Origin of the sequence: Oxalobacter vibrioformis, assembly GCF_027118995.1 — a bacterium.
In the GTDB taxonomy this organism is placed as follows: domain Bacteria; phylum Pseudomonadota; class Gammaproteobacteria; order Burkholderiales; family Burkholderiaceae_D; genus Oxalobacter; species Oxalobacter vibrioformis.
The window spans coordinates 1,348,639-1,364,059 of the sequence record NZ_CP098242.1; the positions used below are offsets into that span (position 1 = coordinate 1,348,639).

The 15,421-nt window shown below is 51.5% G+C and carries 16 protein-coding genes and 1 pseudogene; 13 read left to right on the forward strand and 4 right to left on the reverse strand.

The window, feature by feature from the left end:
* Positions 1–31: 31 nt before the first annotated feature.
* The 4 genes from NB640_RS06640 to NB640_RS06655 form a co-directional block, all read right to left on the reverse strand.
* The gene (locus NB640_RS06640; RefSeq protein ID WP_269307963.1) at positions 32–673 is read right to left on the reverse strand and encodes an MBL fold metallo-hydrolase; all 642 of its coding nucleotides are present in this window, start codon (positions 671–673) and stop codon (positions 32–34) included.
* A 160-nt stretch (positions 674–833) separates the two neighbouring features.
* Positions 834–1,526, reverse strand: a complete 693-nt coding sequence (locus tag NB640_RS06645) for an SPOR domain-containing protein (protein ID WP_269307964.1) — start codon at positions 1,524–1,526, stop codon at positions 834–836.
* Positions 1,520–2,317 (reverse strand): type III pantothenate kinase, encoded by a 798-nt coding sequence (locus tag NB640_RS06650; protein WP_269307965.1) that lies wholly within the window; start codon positions 2,315–2,317, stop codon positions 1,520–1,522. Before NB640_RS06650 ends, NB640_RS06645 begins: the two co-directional genes overlap by 7 nt.
* A gap of 8 nt (positions 2,318–2,325) precedes the next feature.
* Complete coding sequence (locus NB640_RS06655) at positions 2,326–3,126, reverse strand: biotin--[acetyl-CoA-carboxylase] ligase (RefSeq protein WP_269307966.1); 801 nt, start codon at positions 3,124–3,126, stop codon at positions 2,326–2,328.
* A 224-nt stretch (positions 3,127–3,350) separates the two neighbouring features.
* Here NB640_RS06655 and NB640_RS06660 point away from each other — a divergent pair, with 224 nt between their 5' ends.
* The 13 genes and pseudogenes from NB640_RS06660 to NB640_RS06720 all read left to right on the forward strand — a co-directional run bounded on the left by NB640_RS06660 (position 3,351) and on the right by NB640_RS06720 (position 15,348).
* Positions 3,351–4,478, forward strand: a complete 1,128-nt coding sequence (locus NB640_RS06660) for an MlaE family ABC transporter permease (protein ID WP_408637915.1) — start codon at positions 3,351–3,353, stop codon at positions 4,476–4,478.
* On the forward strand, positions 4,475–5,284 hold the full coding sequence (locus NB640_RS06665) for an ABC transporter ATP-binding protein (RefSeq protein WP_269307968.1): 810 nt from the start codon (positions 4,475–4,477) through the stop codon (positions 5,282–5,284). The genes NB640_RS06660 and NB640_RS06665 overlap by 4 nt, the downstream gene beginning before the upstream one ends.
* A gap of 3 nt (positions 5,285–5,287) precedes the next feature.
* Positions 5,288–6,166 carry an MlaD family protein gene (locus tag NB640_RS06670; protein ID WP_269307969.1) on the forward strand — a complete coding sequence of 293 codons (879 nt, stop codon included), beginning with the start codon at positions 5,288–5,290 and terminating at the stop codon, positions 6,164–6,166.
* A gap of 17 nt (positions 6,167–6,183) precedes the next feature.
* On the forward strand, positions 6,184–6,807 hold the full coding sequence (locus tag NB640_RS06675) for an ABC-type transport auxiliary lipoprotein family protein (protein ID WP_269307970.1): 624 nt from the start codon (positions 6,184–6,186) through the stop codon (positions 6,805–6,807).
* Positions 6,808–6,819: 12 nt separating this feature from the next.
* Complete coding sequence (locus tag NB640_RS06680; protein ID WP_269307971.1) at positions 6,820–7,950, forward strand: VanZ family protein; 1,131 nt, start codon at positions 6,820–6,822, stop codon at positions 7,948–7,950.
* A gap of 80 nt (positions 7,951–8,030) precedes the next feature.
* Positions 8,031–8,654: an alpha/beta hydrolase gene (locus NB640_RS06685; RefSeq protein WP_269307972.1), complete on the forward strand. Its 624-nt coding sequence runs from the start codon at positions 8,031–8,033 to the stop codon at positions 8,652–8,654.
* An 84-nt stretch (positions 8,655–8,738) separates the two neighbouring features.
* Positions 8,739–9,893: a D-alanyl-D-alanine carboxypeptidase family protein gene (locus tag NB640_RS06690; RefSeq protein ID WP_269310416.1), complete on the forward strand. Its 1,155-nt coding sequence runs from the start codon at positions 8,739–8,741 to the stop codon at positions 9,891–9,893.
* 11 nt (positions 9,894–9,904) lie between these two features.
* Entirely contained in the window at positions 9,905–10,177 is a 273-nt protein-coding gene (locus NB640_RS06695) for an HP0495 family protein (RefSeq protein ID WP_269307973.1), read from the forward strand.
* A gap of 76 nt (positions 10,178–10,253) precedes the next feature.
* Entirely contained in the window at positions 10,254–10,988 is a 735-nt protein-coding gene (lipB, locus tag NB640_RS06700; RefSeq protein ID WP_269307974.1) for a lipoyl(octanoyl) transferase LipB, read from the forward strand.
* A pseudogene (gene lipA, locus NB640_RS06705) lies at positions 10,984–11,916 on the forward strand (lipoyl synthase); the annotation flags it as partial. The gene lipB and the pseudogene lipA, both read left to right, overlap by 5 nt.
* Before the next feature lie 116 nt (positions 11,917–12,032).
* On the forward strand, positions 12,033–13,691 hold the full coding sequence (gene hcp, locus NB640_RS06710) for a hydroxylamine reductase (protein ID WP_269307976.1): 1,659 nt from the start codon (positions 12,033–12,035) through the stop codon (positions 13,689–13,691).
* A gap of 73 nt (positions 13,692–13,764) precedes the next feature.
* Positions 13,765–14,856, forward strand: a complete 1,092-nt coding sequence (locus NB640_RS06715; protein ID WP_269307977.1) for a flavin reductase family protein — start codon at positions 13,765–13,767, stop codon at positions 14,854–14,856.
* A 66-nt stretch (positions 14,857–14,922) separates the two neighbouring features.
* Complete coding sequence (locus NB640_RS06720; protein ID WP_269307978.1) at positions 14,923–15,348, forward strand: Rrf2 family transcriptional regulator; 426 nt, start codon at positions 14,923–14,925, stop codon at positions 15,346–15,348.
* Positions 15,349–15,421 lie beyond the last annotated feature (73 nt).

The window sequence follows — 15,421 nt, forward strand, 5'->3', positions numbered from 1 at the left end:
ATAAAGGTATCCGGCAGCTTGCCAAAGCCTGTTATTTTTTGTCCGGAACGTACTGGTTACCCCGCCGTTCACTGCCAATTGTTGAGACCGGGCCATGGCCCGGAATAAACTGGACATCATCTCCGAGCGTGTACATGTTTTCACGAATGGATTTGACCAGTGCATTGAAACTGCCATTGGGAAGATCTGTCCGGCCGACTGATCCGGCGAAAAGCACATCACCGGAAATGGCAACTTTCGTTGGGGCATGAAAGAAAATTACATGCCCGGGAGAGTGTCCTGGACAATGAAATACCTGGAGTGTTTCATTGCCGACCGTGACAGTATCGCCCTGGTTCAGCCAGCGGTCAGGGGTAAATGGCGCACCTGCCGGCAGGCCCCACATACGGGTCTGACTGGTTGCCAGTTCATCCAGAAGATAGGCATCGGCTTCATTCGGGCCTTCAATCGGTACGCCAAACTGGTCGGCCAGCGTTTTTGCGCCGCCACAGTGGTCAAGATGACCATGGGTGACAAGCACTTTTTCGAGGGTTAAGCCACGCTGCTCAATGGCAGCTGCGATTTTTGCAACATCACCGCCCGGATCGACGACTGCAGCCTTGTTGGTGTTTTCGTCCCACATCAGGGTACAGTTTTGCTGAAAAGGGGTAACGGGTATGATCTGAAATTTCATATCGATTAAAAAAAACAGTTGAGGGAAGGGTGTTATTTATTGGCAGGAGAATGCATTATGCGTACTCTGCTTTTTTATCGAGATGCCCAATCCGGCCAAAACCGGTTACGCAACCACATTTTGCCACAACTTGTTCATTCTGTATGAAAACGCAGCGTTTTCATGCCGGATTTTCCTGCGCAACCGGGCAGTATTGCACGGATTGGCCCGGAAAGCGGCCCAGAATCGTTTCCAGCGCTCTTAGCTGTTCTTCATTGAGATTGTTCAGCCGGTAAACCAGTTTTTCCACCGCCGTGCCGCGAGGCGCAATCTGCAAATCGCTCACCCCGGCTTTTTCTGCTTCCGCCGCATAATTGGCGGCGGCGTCCCGGGTTTTGAAAACGCCCAGCGAGATAGCCCATCGCAATTTGGATTGGTCCTTGATCAGGTAATAGCTTTCAATTCCCTTTTCTTTCAGCGCGGTGATTTTTGCCTCCGCCGCTTTCTGGTCTGCTGATGGGGGAACAAAAACCATATAAGTACTGCTTTCCTGTACCGGTGTCAGGCTGATATCTTCGGGATTCAAGGAAAGCGAAGGGAGTTGCTGTTCAAAGCCTGTTGCTTCTGATTTACTGAAACGGCCGATTTCAACACAACGCCCGGCAGCCGCGATATCCTGATGGGCGATTTTGGCCTTGGCAATGGCCCGGTTGATTTCATCAGCCGAGAGCAGGCGGACCTGATCTTCACGGTATTGATAGTTTAAGCGCTCCGGTTCACGTTTACCCGGTGATGGCGCGTCATAATAGGTTTGCTGAAAGACAAACAGGACAATATTGGCAGCAAGTAATATCCAGAAGAAAAATTTCAGCATAAGGGATCCGATGCGTGTTGTTGGGCATCTGCCGCATGCAGGCCGATTAGTACCAGATTATCCACAATTTGGGCCGGGATAGAAAGATAGGGCATGACCAGTTTTGCCGCGCCGCCCGACAGAATGCACCGGACATTGCCGAGAGGTTTTGCATGCACCGTGACGGCATGCTCAATGGCCCCAGCCTGAGCCGTCATGCATCCGTTACGAATGGCGCTGATGGTATCGGTAGCAAAAGCCGGTATATTTTCCGTCATTTGCCCAATATCCGGGAGTTGTGCCGTATTCCCGGCAAGAGAATTGGCCATCAGGCGAAGGCCCGGCAGGATCATCCCGCCAATGAAAACGCCATCAGAAGAGAGTGTATCAATGGTTGTTGCCGTGCCACAGGTCACGACAACCAGATTTTCATTCGGGAAAAGCGAGCGGGCGCCGACCAGTGAGGCAAAGCGATCGCTGCCAAGCTGGGAAAAATCGTCATAGCTGTTTTTCACGCCGGCAAGTACTGGGGCGGAAGCAAACCATGCAATATTATCCGGCTCAGGCTGCAGCTTCCTGATGAGGTCTGTGAGTCTTTCTTTTGCTGTGATGCCTGCGACATTCGAAATCAAAACCCGGCTAACAGCGCGTTCCGGTTTTACCTGCTGCCACAAATCATACAGTGTGTCGGTTTCATGGTGCGGTGTTTCGCCGGCATGCAGCCAGGATGCCGGACCGGTGCCAGCAGACATGTCGGCTGGTGCAAGTGCCCATTTTATCAGCGAGTTTCCTGCATCAATCAACAAAAGCATCGTCTGCCCTATTCATTATCCTGTCGAAGGGAAACCTCTCCGGCACTGAAAGCCGTCCGGTTGCCATTTTCCTCAAGAATCAACCGGCCATATTCGTCAATGCCGACAACCATTCCAGAGTGTTTTGGCTGGCCATCCCGAAATACGATGACCTTTTTTCGGTCATACGCATGCAGCGCGTTCCATGAGGTCACAAACGCGGCAAGACCATCGCTTTCAAATTGCGTAAAAGTGCCCACCAGTTGATTCAGCAAAGTGGCCACCAAAAGATTTTTATCCATATTGGAAAGCCACAATGCTTCTGCAGCCGGCTGGCTGATTTGTGTTTCCAGCTCATCTGGCAGTTGCAGATTGATTCCGATTCCGATAATAACCCAATTTTTATCCGGGGCCTGCCTGTTTGGCTCGGAAGAGCGTTCGACAAGGATACCGGCCAGTTTTTTCCCATCCTTTAATACGTCGTTTGGCCATTTGAGTGTGACAAGAACACCCAGTTCCCGCAGCGAACGGGCAAGAGAAACACCAATAACCAATGACAGTCCAGCCAGTTCGGCTGCCGGACGCAGAAAAGGCCATGCCAGTGAAAATGTCAGTGAGGCATCAGGTGCTGAATGCCAGACTTTACCGCCGCGCCCCCGGCCGGCTGTCTGGCGTCGTGCCAGAAGCATTGTGGGAGAAGAAAGGGCAAAAGCGCGTTTCAGAAGGTCGGTATTGGTCGAGCCGGTTTCATCAATAATTTCAATCGCAATTTTCCTGGCTTGCCGGTCAAGGCCTGCGGCGATACGATTGGCGCTGATGGCTTCAGTCATAAGGGCGAAATACGGATTGGACAGCGGTTTTATTTTCTTAAATGGGGTTATTTTACATGCTGGAAACTTTCCGATCAGGCGTTCAACCATTATCATCACAGCAAACACATGAATTTGAGCGGTAATTGATTATTCCGTTATGTTACCCTCACAAAATGCATTACAGTCAGCAAAATGTGGATTGCGGTGTTGCAAACGTGACAGGGCATCGTTAAATAGAAGGAATGCTAATGCGTAAGGCAATGGCCCCGAAACTTCAGGTCGCAGGAAAAAACCAGGTAATGGCCAGCGGTTGCTGGCGGGTGGAATCGCTTGCATCCAAAGGAGCGCTTCCTGTCATCCGCTCAACCATGAAAACCGTTGCAGGAAAGCAGGATGTTTCGTGGGATCTGTCGCAGATATCAGAATTGGATTATATCGGTGCGCAGTTTTTGTGGGATGCCTGGGGACACCAGTTGCCTTCACACCTGACAATGCATCCTGAACATCAGGTGCTTTTTGATCGTCTGAAAAAGGCGGGCGACCTGAGTTTAAGCCAGGTTAAAAAAGAGCCGGTCCGCCTTGCCACCATGGCGAAAAGATTGTGGAGCACCCTTCACAGCCATTTTATTGATCTGGTTACCCTGACGGGGCAATTTATGCTGGACTGTTACCAGTTTGCCAAAAATCCACTGCGGGGGCCCTGGAAAGAAATATCAGCCAATATTTATAATGCTGGGAGCCGCGCTATTGGTATTACGGCACTGGTTGGTATTCTGATTGGTGTTGTCCTTTCCTATCTGTCCGCGCAACAGCTGCATAATTTTGGCGGCGACCCTTATCTTGTGGATTTGCTGGGTATTGGCATTACCCGTGAACTGGGCCCCTTGCTTGCCGCGATTCTTGTCGCCGGCCGTTCGGGATCATCCATGACAGCGCAGATAGGCGTTATGCGCGTGACAGAAGAACTGGATGCCATGCAGGTCATGGGCATGTCACATGGTTTCCGGCTTGTTTTGCCGAAAGTGCTGGCCCTGTCTGTTGTGATGCCGCTTTTAGTGATGTGGACAAATATCGTGGCGCTGATTGGCGGCATGATGGCAGCCCAGGCCTCCATCGGGCTGTCAGCCAGCTATTTTATTTCCGCTCTGCCGGCATCGGTTCCTCCGGCCAATCTGGCGATTGGCCTGGGCAAAGGCATCGTTTTTGGCGCCTTGATTGCGTTGGTTTCCTGTCATTTCGGACTCAGAATCAAGCCTAATACGGAGAGTCTTGGACAGGGGACAACCAGTGCGGTTGTTACCGCCATTACCGTTGTGATTTTGGCGGATGCCGTTTTTGCCATCGTGCTTCAGCATGTGGGGTGGTCATGAGTGAACATGGTGCCGACAATGTGATCCAGATTGAAAAGCTGTGGACCCGGTTCGGGGATAATGTCGTTCATCAGGACCTGGATTTGACTATACAGCAGGGGGATATCGTATCACTGGTCGGCGGATCGGGATCCGGCAAAACGACCCTGCTAAGAGAAATGCTGGGCTTGCAAAAGCCGAGTCAGGGAACCGTTTCGGTTTTGGGCATGGATATTGCCAATGCCACGAATGAAAAGAAAAAACAGTTGTATAACCGGTGTGGCGTGTTGTTTCAGCAGGGCGCGCTTTTTTCGTCCCTGTCTGTCATGGAAAATGTTGCCTTGCCCATGCGGGAATTGCGGGCACTGCCGGATAAATTGATTGAAGAATCGGTTTTGCTGAAACTGCAGATGGTTGGTCTGCAACCCGGTGATGCCATGAAAATGCCTTCTAACCTTTCAGGCGGGATGATAAAAAGAGTCGCGCTGGCAAGAGCGCTGTCACTGGAGCCGGAATTGCTTTTTCTGGATGAGCCGACGGCGGGCCTTGACCCGCTGCTCTCGGACAGCTTTGTCGAGCTGATACAGTCCCTGCATGATGAGCTGGATCTGACAGTTATTATGGTATCGCACGATCTGGACTCCATTTTGCAGTTATCGTCTCATATTGCGGTACTGGCAGACAGGCATGTTATTGTAAACGGAACGCCGCAGGAGGTAATAAAAGTGGATCATCCTTTCATTCATGAGTTTTTTCTGGGTGATCGCGGTAAGCGTGCCCTTGCAGGTGTGCCGGATTTGGTGATTCCTGGGCAGACAGGAGGATAAATAATGGAAAGTAAATCTCATGCGCTGATGGCAGGGCTTTTTACGCTGGCATTGCTGGCGGCAGTCCTTTTGGGTGGGTGGTGGCTGAACCGGGATAAAACAGAGATGATTCCCTATGTGATGGCAACCAGGCTGTCGGTTGCCGGCTTGAGCCCGCAGGCAGCTGTCCGCTACCGGGGTCTTGATGTCGGCAAGGTGTCTGAAATCCGTTTTGACACAGCGGTTCCCGGGCAGATCCTGGTGTATTTCGGTGTTCGTCCTGAAACGCCCATGACCGAATCCACCTTTGGCATGCTGGCTTATCAGGGGGTGACAGGAATCGCTTATGTTGAACTCAACGATGATGGTTCACGTCCCCAGCCGCTGCCCAGTTCGGAGGCGCGTATTGCCCAGATCGAGATGCGCGCAGGGCTGATGGCGGATTTGCAGACCAAGACCAATGCCATACTGGATGAAACCCAGAAATTGACGAAAGAAATGGCATCGCTTTTCAAACCTGAAAACCAGGAGCTGCTGATCAGTACGCTGAAAAGCATTAACAAGGCGGCAACCGAAATTGAAAAATCCTCCCGTGATCTTCAGCCAACATTGGCCAAATTGCCTGATGTGGCTGACAAGACAGGGCGAATGATGGATTCGGTGACGGCGCTTTCTACCGAATTGGGCGATTTGAGCCAGAACCTGACTTCTTTTGTCGGTAGCAGTAATCCGGGGGAGTCGATGACACAGTTGCAGTCACTGGCAGAGGATTTGCATACCTCACTGCAATCAATCAATACAACACTTGATCAGTTCAGCCAGCGGCCAGCCGGCCTGCTTTTTGGCGCACCCGGCCCTGCGCCCGGCCCGGGTGAAGCCGGATACAGTGCCTCATCAAACTAATCTGCGGGGAAACTGCCATGATGAAACCACGCCATCTTTTCTTTTCCAGCCTGTTGGCAGCCTGTTGCCTGTTCCTGTCAGGTTGTGCGCTCCAGTCATCGCAGCCGCCTGCCACCCTGTATGATCTTGGCCCGTCATCGTCGATGCCGTCTGACCGGCTGTTGCCGGATGATATGCCAACATTGGTTGTTTTCCGGGTTAACGCTTCAGATTGGCTGAACAATACCAAAATGTATTATCGGCTGGCGCATGTGAATGACCAGCAGACCCGTTTTTACACGCTCAGTCGCTGGAATGAATCTCCCCCCAAGCAGTTTCGTGATCGCCTGAAATCCCGCATAGTCTCGGCCGGAGGAGAGATTGGTGGCGCAAGGGCGCCCCGAGCGGGGCAGTTGCGGCTGATCGTTAACATTGAGGATTTCAGCCAGTATTTTACCGATGACTCACACAGTGAGGGAAGAATTGCTTTGCGGGTTTCGGTGCTGGGCAAGGATGGCCTTGTGGCGCAGAAGAGTTTTCTTCATGCGGTAGCGGCGTCGACCCCGGATGCACCGGGAGGCACAAAAGCATTGTCCGTTGCAACGGATGAAGTGATTGCCGAGATATTGCTCTGGATTGTGGAAAATTATAAAAAAGGATAAATCCGGATAGTAATGTCACAGCCGTGCTCCCCGCCGTTTCACCGGCCGTCTTCTTTTTTGCGGGCGGCGTTACTGGTTTATGTTTTCCTGATTGTTTATGCCAGTCTTTATCCTTTTTCCGGCTGGCAGTTTGCGGGTATTTTTCCTCTTGCCTACCTGTATGCGCCGTTACCGCGCTACTGGACCTGGTTTGATGTCCTCATCAATGTTGCCGGATATGTTCCACTGGGTATTTTGCTTGCGACAGCAGTATCTCCCCGGTTAAGAGGCTTCAAGGCGTTTATTTTTGCCCTGATTGCGGGCACGCTGCTGTCTCTTGCCATGGAAGGATTGCAGGCTTACCTGCCAAGCCGTGTGTCTTCCAATCTGGATCTGATGACCAACGCCGGAGGAACGTTTATCGGCGCTTTTCTCGGCACGGTCCTCTCGCAGCTTATCTTCCGGGAAGACCGTATGCATTACTTCATCCAGCGCTGGCTGCGCTTTACGTCCAGTCGCGTGCTGATCATCCCCATGCTGTGGCCACTGGCACAGATTTATCCGCAAAATTACCTTTTCGGCCATGGCGAGATTTTTCCGGTGATGTCAGAGTGGCTGTCCGCTTTTCTGGGGTATCCGGTTGACCTTTCGCTCAAGGTGATGGGCGGTGTTCAACTGACAGCCGAGCAGTACTGGCTTTCCGAGACCATTATTACGGCAACGGGACTGACGGGGGCGATCCTGATTTTGTTGTGTGTCCTGCAGAAAACCGCACCACGTATTCTGCTGGCCGGATTGATGCTTGCCTTTGCGCTGTTGTTCAAGGTGATGGCCTGTGCGCTCTTTTTTGAGCCGAAAAATGCGCTGGTATGGTTGACTCCCGGTGCTATCGGCGGTTTGCTGGTCGGTTTTCTGATGCTTTTCGGTCTGATTTTCACCCCAGCGCCGGTTCAGCGGCGAATGGCAATTTATATGCTGTTGATTTGCCTGGTGACAGTGAATATCCTGCCGGACAATCAGTATTTTGTCTCGACGCTGCAGACCTGGTCCCAGGGGAAATTCCTGAACTTTAACGGCGCGGCCCATTTTATGGCGATGATATGGCCTTTTATGGCACTTTGGTTTTTATTCCGCTCGATCGTCAACCTGCGGTATAGTAAGTAACATGAACCGTCACCCCAGCGCTTTGCCAGGGCGCTGGCACATCGGCGAAGGCTGATGATTATCAGGAGAAGCAGATTCAGATGAATGCAAACACAAAAAAATTTCATATTGCCGGACCTGCCGGCCAGATTGAGTGTGCGCTGGATCTGCCGGCCGATCAGCCGGTTGGCATCGCGCTTTTAGGGCATCCGCATCCGCTTTATGGCGGCACCATGGATAACAAGGTGGTACAGATCATGGCCCGGGCTTTTGTTGATCTGGACTATGTGACGGTACGAATGAATTTCCGTGGTGTCGGCAGTTCACAGGGGGCGCATGCCCAGGGGGTGGGAGAGGCTGATGATATGGCGCTTGTTCTTGAGCATGCCCAAAAACAGTATCCCGGATTGCCGGTTGTTCTCGGCGGCTATTCCTTTGGTACCTATGTCGTTTCTCTCCTGCAGCAGAAAATGGCATCTGAAGGGGCTCCTCCGGAGCGCATGGTGCTGGTCAGTGCAACCGCCGGGAAATGGGCATTGGATTCGGTACCAAAAAATACACTGCTGATTCATGGTGAAACCGATGACATTGTTCCGCTGCCGGATCTTTTCCAGTGGGCGCGGCCGCAGGATCTGCCGGTTGTTGTCGTTACAGGAGCGGATCACCTCTTTAATCGCAAGCTGCACCATATTCATGACATTATTGATGCCATGTGGCAGCGCTGATTTTGGTACAATGCAGTCCTTTACGACAAGTATCTGATTTTTGGCGAAAAGGTGATCCCGACTTTCGTCGGTATGTTTAACATGATGAAAAAAACACCCTCTTTCTTTTTGGCGCTATTACTGTTTTTTAGTGTCATAACGGTTTCCCACGCGCAAACCGCATCACCTCCGACAATCGTTGCCCGGTCATGGCTCCTTCTTGACACTGTCAGCGGACAGATACTGGCGTCACGGGATGCCTACAAGCGTATTGAGCCGGCATCGCTGACCAAGCTGATGACGGCTTATCTTGTTTTCAGCGCCATCAAGGAAGGGCGATTGAGCCTTAACCAGTCGGTGACGGCATCAGACCAGATATGGAAACTGGACAAGGGCAGCTCGAAAATGTTCATTGAACCGCGTACACCGGTCAAAATCCAGGATCTGCTGTATGGCCTGATTGTGCAATCGGGCAATGATGCGGCCATGGCGCTGGCAGAGGCGGTTTCCGGTGATGAGGCCGCTTTTGTCGCGCTGATGAATCGTGAAGCCGAACGCATGGGGATGAAGTCCACGCATTTCAGTAATCCGCACGGGCTACCGGACAAGGACAACTATTCCACAGCATATGATCTTTCGATCCTGGCAATCAACCTGATTCGTGACTATCCTGAGCTGTACAAGATTTATTCGGTTCGCGAATTTACCTACAACCGTATTCGCCAGCGTAACCGCAATCGTCTGCTGTGGTTGGACCCGACAGTGGATGGCATGAAAACCGGCCATACCGAAGCCGGCGGATACAGCCTGATTTCCTCGGCCAAACGGGAAAGCGCAACGGGTGAACGGCGCATGATGACCGTCGTCATTGGTGCAAGTTCGGATCAGATGCGAGCCCAGGAAAGCCTGAGGCTTTTGAACTGGGGCTTCGAGAATTTCGATACCGTCAAATTGTTTGACAGAAAGCAGGTTATTGCCACACTGGATGTCTGGAAAGGCTCAAAAAGCAAGCTGCCGGTCGGTTTTAATTTTGATGTTTATGTCAGTGTTCCCAAAGGAGCCGCTTCCCGTCTGAAATCGGTGCTGGAGCGCAAAGAGCCTTTGGTGGCGCCGATTGATGAAAACAGCCGTGTTGGTACGCTGAAGATGACGCTGGATGGCAAGGTCATCTCGGAGTTGCCTGTGGTTGCGCTGGAACAGGTGAATGTTGCCAGCTTCCTCGGCCGGATCTGGGATACCGTCCAGTTGTGGTTTAAATAAAGGAGAATGCGATGCAGTCCAATCGCAATGAAGAACTGATTGAATACCCCTGTGATTTTCCGATCAAGATCATGGGTGCCACGCATGATGATTTTCTGACGACCGTGACCAACGTGGTCCGGATCCATGCCCCGGATTTTGATGCCACGACGGTAGAGACCCGGACGTCGACAAAGGGCAATTACCTCAGTGTGACAGCAACGATCAAGGCAACCAGCCGCGCGCAGTTGGATAACCTTTATATGGCGCTCACATCACATCCGATGGTCAAAGTCGTTCTTTGATACTGTCCAGCAGGCAAAGGCAGCTGTTTTTGCCGCTTCACCAGGGATAGACGAATACATGTGAACGGGAAAGGCAATGGCCATGACAAACGCCATCATTGTTCGTGATTTTGGATTAATGCCTTATGACGTGGTATTTGCGGCAATGAAAGCGTTCACCGGAAATCGAACAGCAGATACAACGGATGAAATCTGGCTTTTGGAACACCCGCCGGTTTATACCCTGGGGCAGGCGTCGGATCGTTCTCATTTGCTCGATACGAAAAATATCCCGGTTTTCCAGGCAGACCGGGGGGGAGAGGTTACCTATCATGCGCCCGGCCAGGCCGTTGTCTATTTGCTGATTGACCTGAAAAGACGGATGGGAAACCGTTTGCTTGTCAGGGAATTTGTCCGGAAAATTGAGCAGGCCGTTATTGATACGCTGTCTGCCTATCATCTGGCGGGGGAGCGCAAAATGGGCGCACCAGGGATTTACCTTGCAGCGGATTGGGTCGATCCTTTCTGGCAGGGGGCCAAAATTGCCGCGCTGGGCCTCAAGGTGCAGCGTAACGGCTGCACTTATCACGGACTTTCCCTGAATGTTGCCATGGACCTGCAGCCTTTTTCCGGGATCAATCCTTGTGGCTATCCCGAATTGACATCCGTGGATATGAAAACGCTGGGAAAGGACTGTTCGGTTACTCAGGTGCAGCATGAACTGGCCATGACGCTGTGCCGCAGCCTGGGCACCAGGGCGGATTTTCAGGACAGTGCCGCATTGCCTGTTGTATTGCAAAGCATGGAGGGGGATCTTCATGGCAGAAAGTGAAAAACAAAAAGGGGCAGAAAAAACAGCGCGGATTCCGGTAAAAATCGTGCCGGCAGAGCCGCTGCCCAAACCGGACTGGATTCGGGTGAAAGCCGGGTCGCCATCCACGCGCTTTTATGAAATCCGGGATCTGCTGCGAAAACAGCATCTTGTGACGGTGTGCGAAGAGGCCAATTGTCCAAACAAGGGAGAATGTTTCGGGAAAGGTACGGCCACCTTTATGATAATGGGGGACAAATGTACCCGCCGGTGTCCTTTTTGTGATGTAGCGCATGGCCGGCCGGATGCCCTTGATGCGGGGGAGCCGGAAAAACTTGCGCAAACGGTCGCGCTGCTGAAGCTTTCCTATGTGGTCATCACGTCGGTGAACCGGGATGATCTGCGTGACGGAGGGGCTTCTCACTATACGGCGTGTATCCGGCATATCCGTGACATATCGCCTGATACCCGGATTGAAATCCTGACACCGGACTTCCGCGGGCGGGAGCAAAAGGCCCTGGATATGCTGGGACAGACGTTGCCGGATGTGATGAATCACAATCTGGAAACGGTACCCCGTCTTTATCGTCAGGCCCGTCCCGGTGCCGATTACGCCCATTCCCTGATGCTTCTGAAACAGTTCCGGCAGCGTTTTCCGGATGTACCGACAAAATCCGGGTTGATGGTCGGCCTGGGAGAAACCGATGAGGAAATCCTGCAGGTCATGCAGGATTTACGTGATCATGACGTGGATATGCTGACGATCGGGCAATACCTGATGCCGTCGCGCCATCATTTACCGGTGACACGCTACGTTCATCCAGACACATTTTCCCGCTTTGAAGAAGCTGCACGCTGCATGGGGTTTGTCCATGCGGCGGTGGGGGCGCTGGTTCGCTCAAGCTATCATGCCGACCGGCAGGCGCATGAAGCCGGTATTTGTAAGTGATCCGGATCCATCAAGGTGCATCGTCGCTTGACTTTTTCTCTTTTATTACCCACAATTCAAACATTCATATAAAATGAATGTTTGAATTGTGGGTGTGAATTTTTAAGGGGTAGAAAATGTTTTGTATACAATGCGAGCAAACGCTCAATTCGCCGGTTGCCAAGGGATGTATCTTTGCGCAGGGTATGTGCGGCAAAACAGCCGAGGTATCAGACCTTCAGGATGTTCTTGTTAAATATCTCCAGGGAATTTCATTCTGGGCGAAGCTGGGTGCCGACTACGGCTATCATCATCCGCAGGTCAACCGCTGGAGTCCCCAGGCATTTTTTTCTACGCTGACCAATGTCAATTTTGATCCTGTCAGAATGTATGAATTCATTCAGGAGGCAAGACACTATAAATCGGCACTGGAAAAAGAGGTGAAAGCGGTTGTTGCCGATCATTCGGGCGTGATACCGCCATTGACGGTAGCGGCGTTGATGGATATTCCTGCTGCGCAGGAAGCGGTCATCCAGTTTGCCCCCATGGCATCATTAAACCAGGAAAAAAAGAGTCTGGATGATGTGCTGGGCGCTTACCTGCTTTGTCTTTACGGGCTTAAAGGGGTTGCCGCTTATATGGAGCATGCAGCGGTTTTGGGACAAACGGATGATGAGGTTTATGCCCAGTATCATGGCATCATGAGCTATCTGGGTGATTCTCCTGACGATTTGCAGGAGTTGCTTCAGACCGCCCTGCAAGTCGGAGAGCTGAATTATCGCGTGATGTTCATGTTGGACAAGGGAGAGACATCCCGTTTTGGTGATCCCGAACCTACCCAGGTGAATGTCGGGCATGTCAAGGGGAAATGTATCCTGGTTTCCGGGCATGATCTTGAGGATCTTTATGAAATTCTCGTGCAAACGCAAGACAAGGGAATCAATGTCTACACGCACGGAGAAATGCTGCCGGCGCATGGTTATCCCCAACTCAAAACGTTTAAGCATCTGGTCGGGAATTACGGCACGGCCTGGCAAAAACAGCAGACGGAATTTGCCGATTTTCCTGGTGCAATTGTGATGACATCAAATTGCATTATCAATCCGGATGTCGGCGGTTACAAGGATCGCATTTTCACGCGCAGTATTGTCGGCTGGCCTGGTGCCCGCCATATTGTCGGCGAGGATTTCAGCGAGGTTATTGATTGTGCGTTGTCCCTTGAGGGGTTCAGGGAGGATGCGCGTCCCCATCTGATTACCGTGGGGTTTGGCAGAGCGGCGCTGGCACAGGCGGCTCCTGCCGTGATACAGGAAATCCGGGCGGGTAGCATCAAACATGTCTTTTTGGTTGGAGGGTGCGACGGAGATAAACGGGATCGCAATTATTACACGGATTTTGCCCAAAAGACGCCGGAAGACACGCTGATGCTGACACTGGCATGTGGCAAATACCGGTTCAATTATCAGGATTTCGGCAATATCAACGGTATCCCCCGCTTGCTGGATGTCGGGCAGTGCAATGATTCTTATTCTGCGATTCAACTGGCGCTGGCGCTGGCAGAAGAGTTCCAGTGCGGTGTTAATGATTTGCCGCTGACGCTGGTTGTCTCATGGTTTGAACAAAAGGCAATAGCGGTTTTGCTCACGCTGCTTGCTCTGGGAGTCAGGGGCATTTACCTGGGGCCAAGCCTGCCGGTATTTTTGACGCCGGATCTGCTTGAAATGCTGGTCGAAACATTTGATATCCGGCCTATTTCCGATGCGGACTCCGATCTGAAGGTTATGCTCAATTCCTGAACAGGCTTTCTACTTTTTAAGGCATTTCGCTCCAAAACGGGTGAAATGCCTTGTGAAATACGAGGTAACCAGCATGCAGAAAAACAACCCAAATCCAGATGGTTTGACACTGATCAGCACCGTTGAAGAAGCGGCCGATACAAAAAGCTTCTTCTTCAGGCATCCTGCGACCGGGAAAATCCGGTTCAAGCCGGGACAATTCATCAATATTGGTGTTCAGATAGACGGTAAGCCGCATTATCGTTCTTATTCCATCAGTTCCCTGCCGGAAGATGAGCTCATGCAACTGACCATCAAACGGGTAGAAGGAGGGCTGGTTTCCAACTGGATGATTGACCAATTGAAGGTCGGCGAGTCGGTCAGCATGCATGGTGTTGCCGGCGCCTTCAATATCATTGACCAGCCGCCAGCCGAGCATATTGTGTTCATCAGTGCCGGCTGTGGTGTTACACCCGTGATGTCGATGGCGAAATATATCCTCTCCCACAAAGAGACAGGGGTTAAATCCATCCAGTTCATCCATTGCGCACGAGATCGCGAAAATATTATCTATCAGGATGAAATCCTTTCGCTGGAAAAAAATCATCCGGATTTCCATGCGTTTTTTTATCTGAGTGCAGCAACGGAGGATCAGGTTGCTTCTCCCTATCGCGCAGGACGGTTAAATGGCGCTTTTTTGCACTCGCATTTGAAAGATATCGTAAATAACAGTTCGGTTTATCTTTGCGGCCCCATGGAATTTATGGACATGGTCAAAGAGGGGTTGATGGAAATTCATTTTGATTTAGCCTGCCTTTTTCATGAAGACTTTACTTTCAATTGTGAGGTGTTGCCTGGTTTGGCGGCATTCTCCGTTCAGGAAACGGTGGAAAATGGTCATGGCGGCAATACATACAAGGTCACTGCGCCGGACTTCGATTTTGATGGGGAAGCGCAGGAGGGCGAAATCCTGCTGGATGTTCTGCAAAATGGCGGGGTTCCCATCATTGGCGCTTGCCGCGTCGGCCTTTGCGGTGCTTGTAAATGTCGGGTAAAATCCGGCGATGTCAAACTGACAACGGATCCTGTTGCCAGCGGTATTCTGACACAGGCAGACAGGGAAGAAGGGTATACGCTGGCTTGTGTCAGCCTGGTTATCGATGATGTTCAAATTTCGCTTAAGTAAAAGTAAAAAGTCGGGGCAGGCGGATGTTTGTCCGGCAGGTGTTTTACAGGGTTGCAGGGTTCGTTTATGCAACTGACGCAGCAAACTGATTATGCTTTACGTGTTTTGATGTATGTTGCCGCCAATCCGGACCGGCTGGTGAATATCACGGAAATTTCCGATTTTTACCAGATATCCAGAAGTCATCTGGCCAAAATTGTTGCCAGTTTGGGGCGCAGCGGGTATCTGAAAAGTATCCGGGGAAATAACGGGGGGATTCGTCTGAAAAAACAGGCGGATGAGATTAATATCGGGGAGGTTGTGCGCCGGTTTGAGCCGCTGGGAATTCTTGAGTGCATGGGAAAAGGCGGGCGTTGCGTGGTTGCCAGAAACTGTATGCTGAAAAGAATTTTTATAGAGGCGACCTCGCGTTTTCTGGAGACAATCGACCAGTACCATCTCAATGACCTGCTTGAAAATGGCATGCTGCTGCAACAGTTCCGGAACCGGTAATAAATAAAATCCGGGCGCTCCTGGATTTTGTTGCGTCAAGGTCTGTTTATGCAGCGCCATTCACCTTGGGTAA

Excerpts from the sequence above, each read along its gene's own strand:
- NB640_RS06660 (WP_408637915.1), top strand. The coding sequence starts at position 3,351 with ATGCTAATGCGTAAGGCAATGGCCCCGAAACTTCAGGTCGCAGGAAAA.
- NB640_RS06650 (WP_269307965.1), bottom strand. The coding sequence starts at position 2,317 with ATGCTTTTGTTGATTGATGCAGGAAACTCGCTGATAAAATGGGCACTT.
- NB640_RS06640 (WP_269307963.1), bottom strand. The coding sequence starts at position 673 with ATGAAATTTCAGATCATACCCGTTACCCCTTTTCAGCAAAACTGTACC.
- NB640_RS06675 (WP_269307970.1), top strand. The coding sequence starts at position 6,184 with ATGATGAAACCACGCCATCTTTTCTTTTCCAGCCTGTTGGCAGCCTGT.
- NB640_RS06690 (WP_269310416.1), top strand. The coding sequence starts at position 8,739 with ATGAAAAAAACACCCTCTTTCTTTTTGGCGCTATTACTGTTTTTTAGT.
- NB640_RS06670 (WP_269307969.1), top strand. The coding sequence starts at position 5,288 with ATGGAAAGTAAATCTCATGCGCTGATGGCAGGGCTTTTTACGCTGGCA.
- NB640_RS06655 (WP_269307966.1), bottom strand. The coding sequence starts at position 3,126 with ATGACTGAAGCCATCAGCGCCAATCGTATCGCCGCAGGCCTTGACCGG.
- lipB (WP_269307974.1), top strand. The coding sequence starts at position 10,254 with ATGGCCATGACAAACGCCATCATTGTTCGTGATTTTGGATTAATGCCT.
- NB640_RS06665 (WP_269307968.1), top strand. The coding sequence starts at position 4,475 with ATGAGTGAACATGGTGCCGACAATGTGATCCAGATTGAAAAGCTGTGG.
- NB640_RS06680 (WP_269307971.1), top strand. The coding sequence starts at position 6,820 with ATGTCACAGCCGTGCTCCCCGCCGTTTCACCGGCCGTCTTCTTTTTTG.
- hcp (WP_269307976.1), top strand. The coding sequence starts at position 12,033 with ATGTTTTGTATACAATGCGAGCAAACGCTCAATTCGCCGGTTGCCAAG.
- NB640_RS06715 (WP_269307977.1), top strand. The coding sequence starts at position 13,765 with ATGCAGAAAAACAACCCAAATCCAGATGGTTTGACACTGATCAGCACC.
- NB640_RS06685 (WP_269307972.1), top strand. The coding sequence starts at position 8,031 with ATGAATGCAAACACAAAAAAATTTCATATTGCCGGACCTGCCGGCCAG.
- NB640_RS06695 (WP_269307973.1), top strand. The coding sequence starts at position 9,905 with ATGCAGTCCAATCGCAATGAAGAACTGATTGAATACCCCTGTGATTTT.
- NB640_RS06645 (WP_269307964.1), bottom strand. The coding sequence starts at position 1,526 with ATGCTGAAATTTTTCTTCTGGATATTACTTGCTGCCAATATTGTCCTG.
- NB640_RS06720 (WP_269307978.1), top strand. The coding sequence starts at position 14,923 with ATGCAACTGACGCAGCAAACTGATTATGCTTTACGTGTTTTGATGTAT.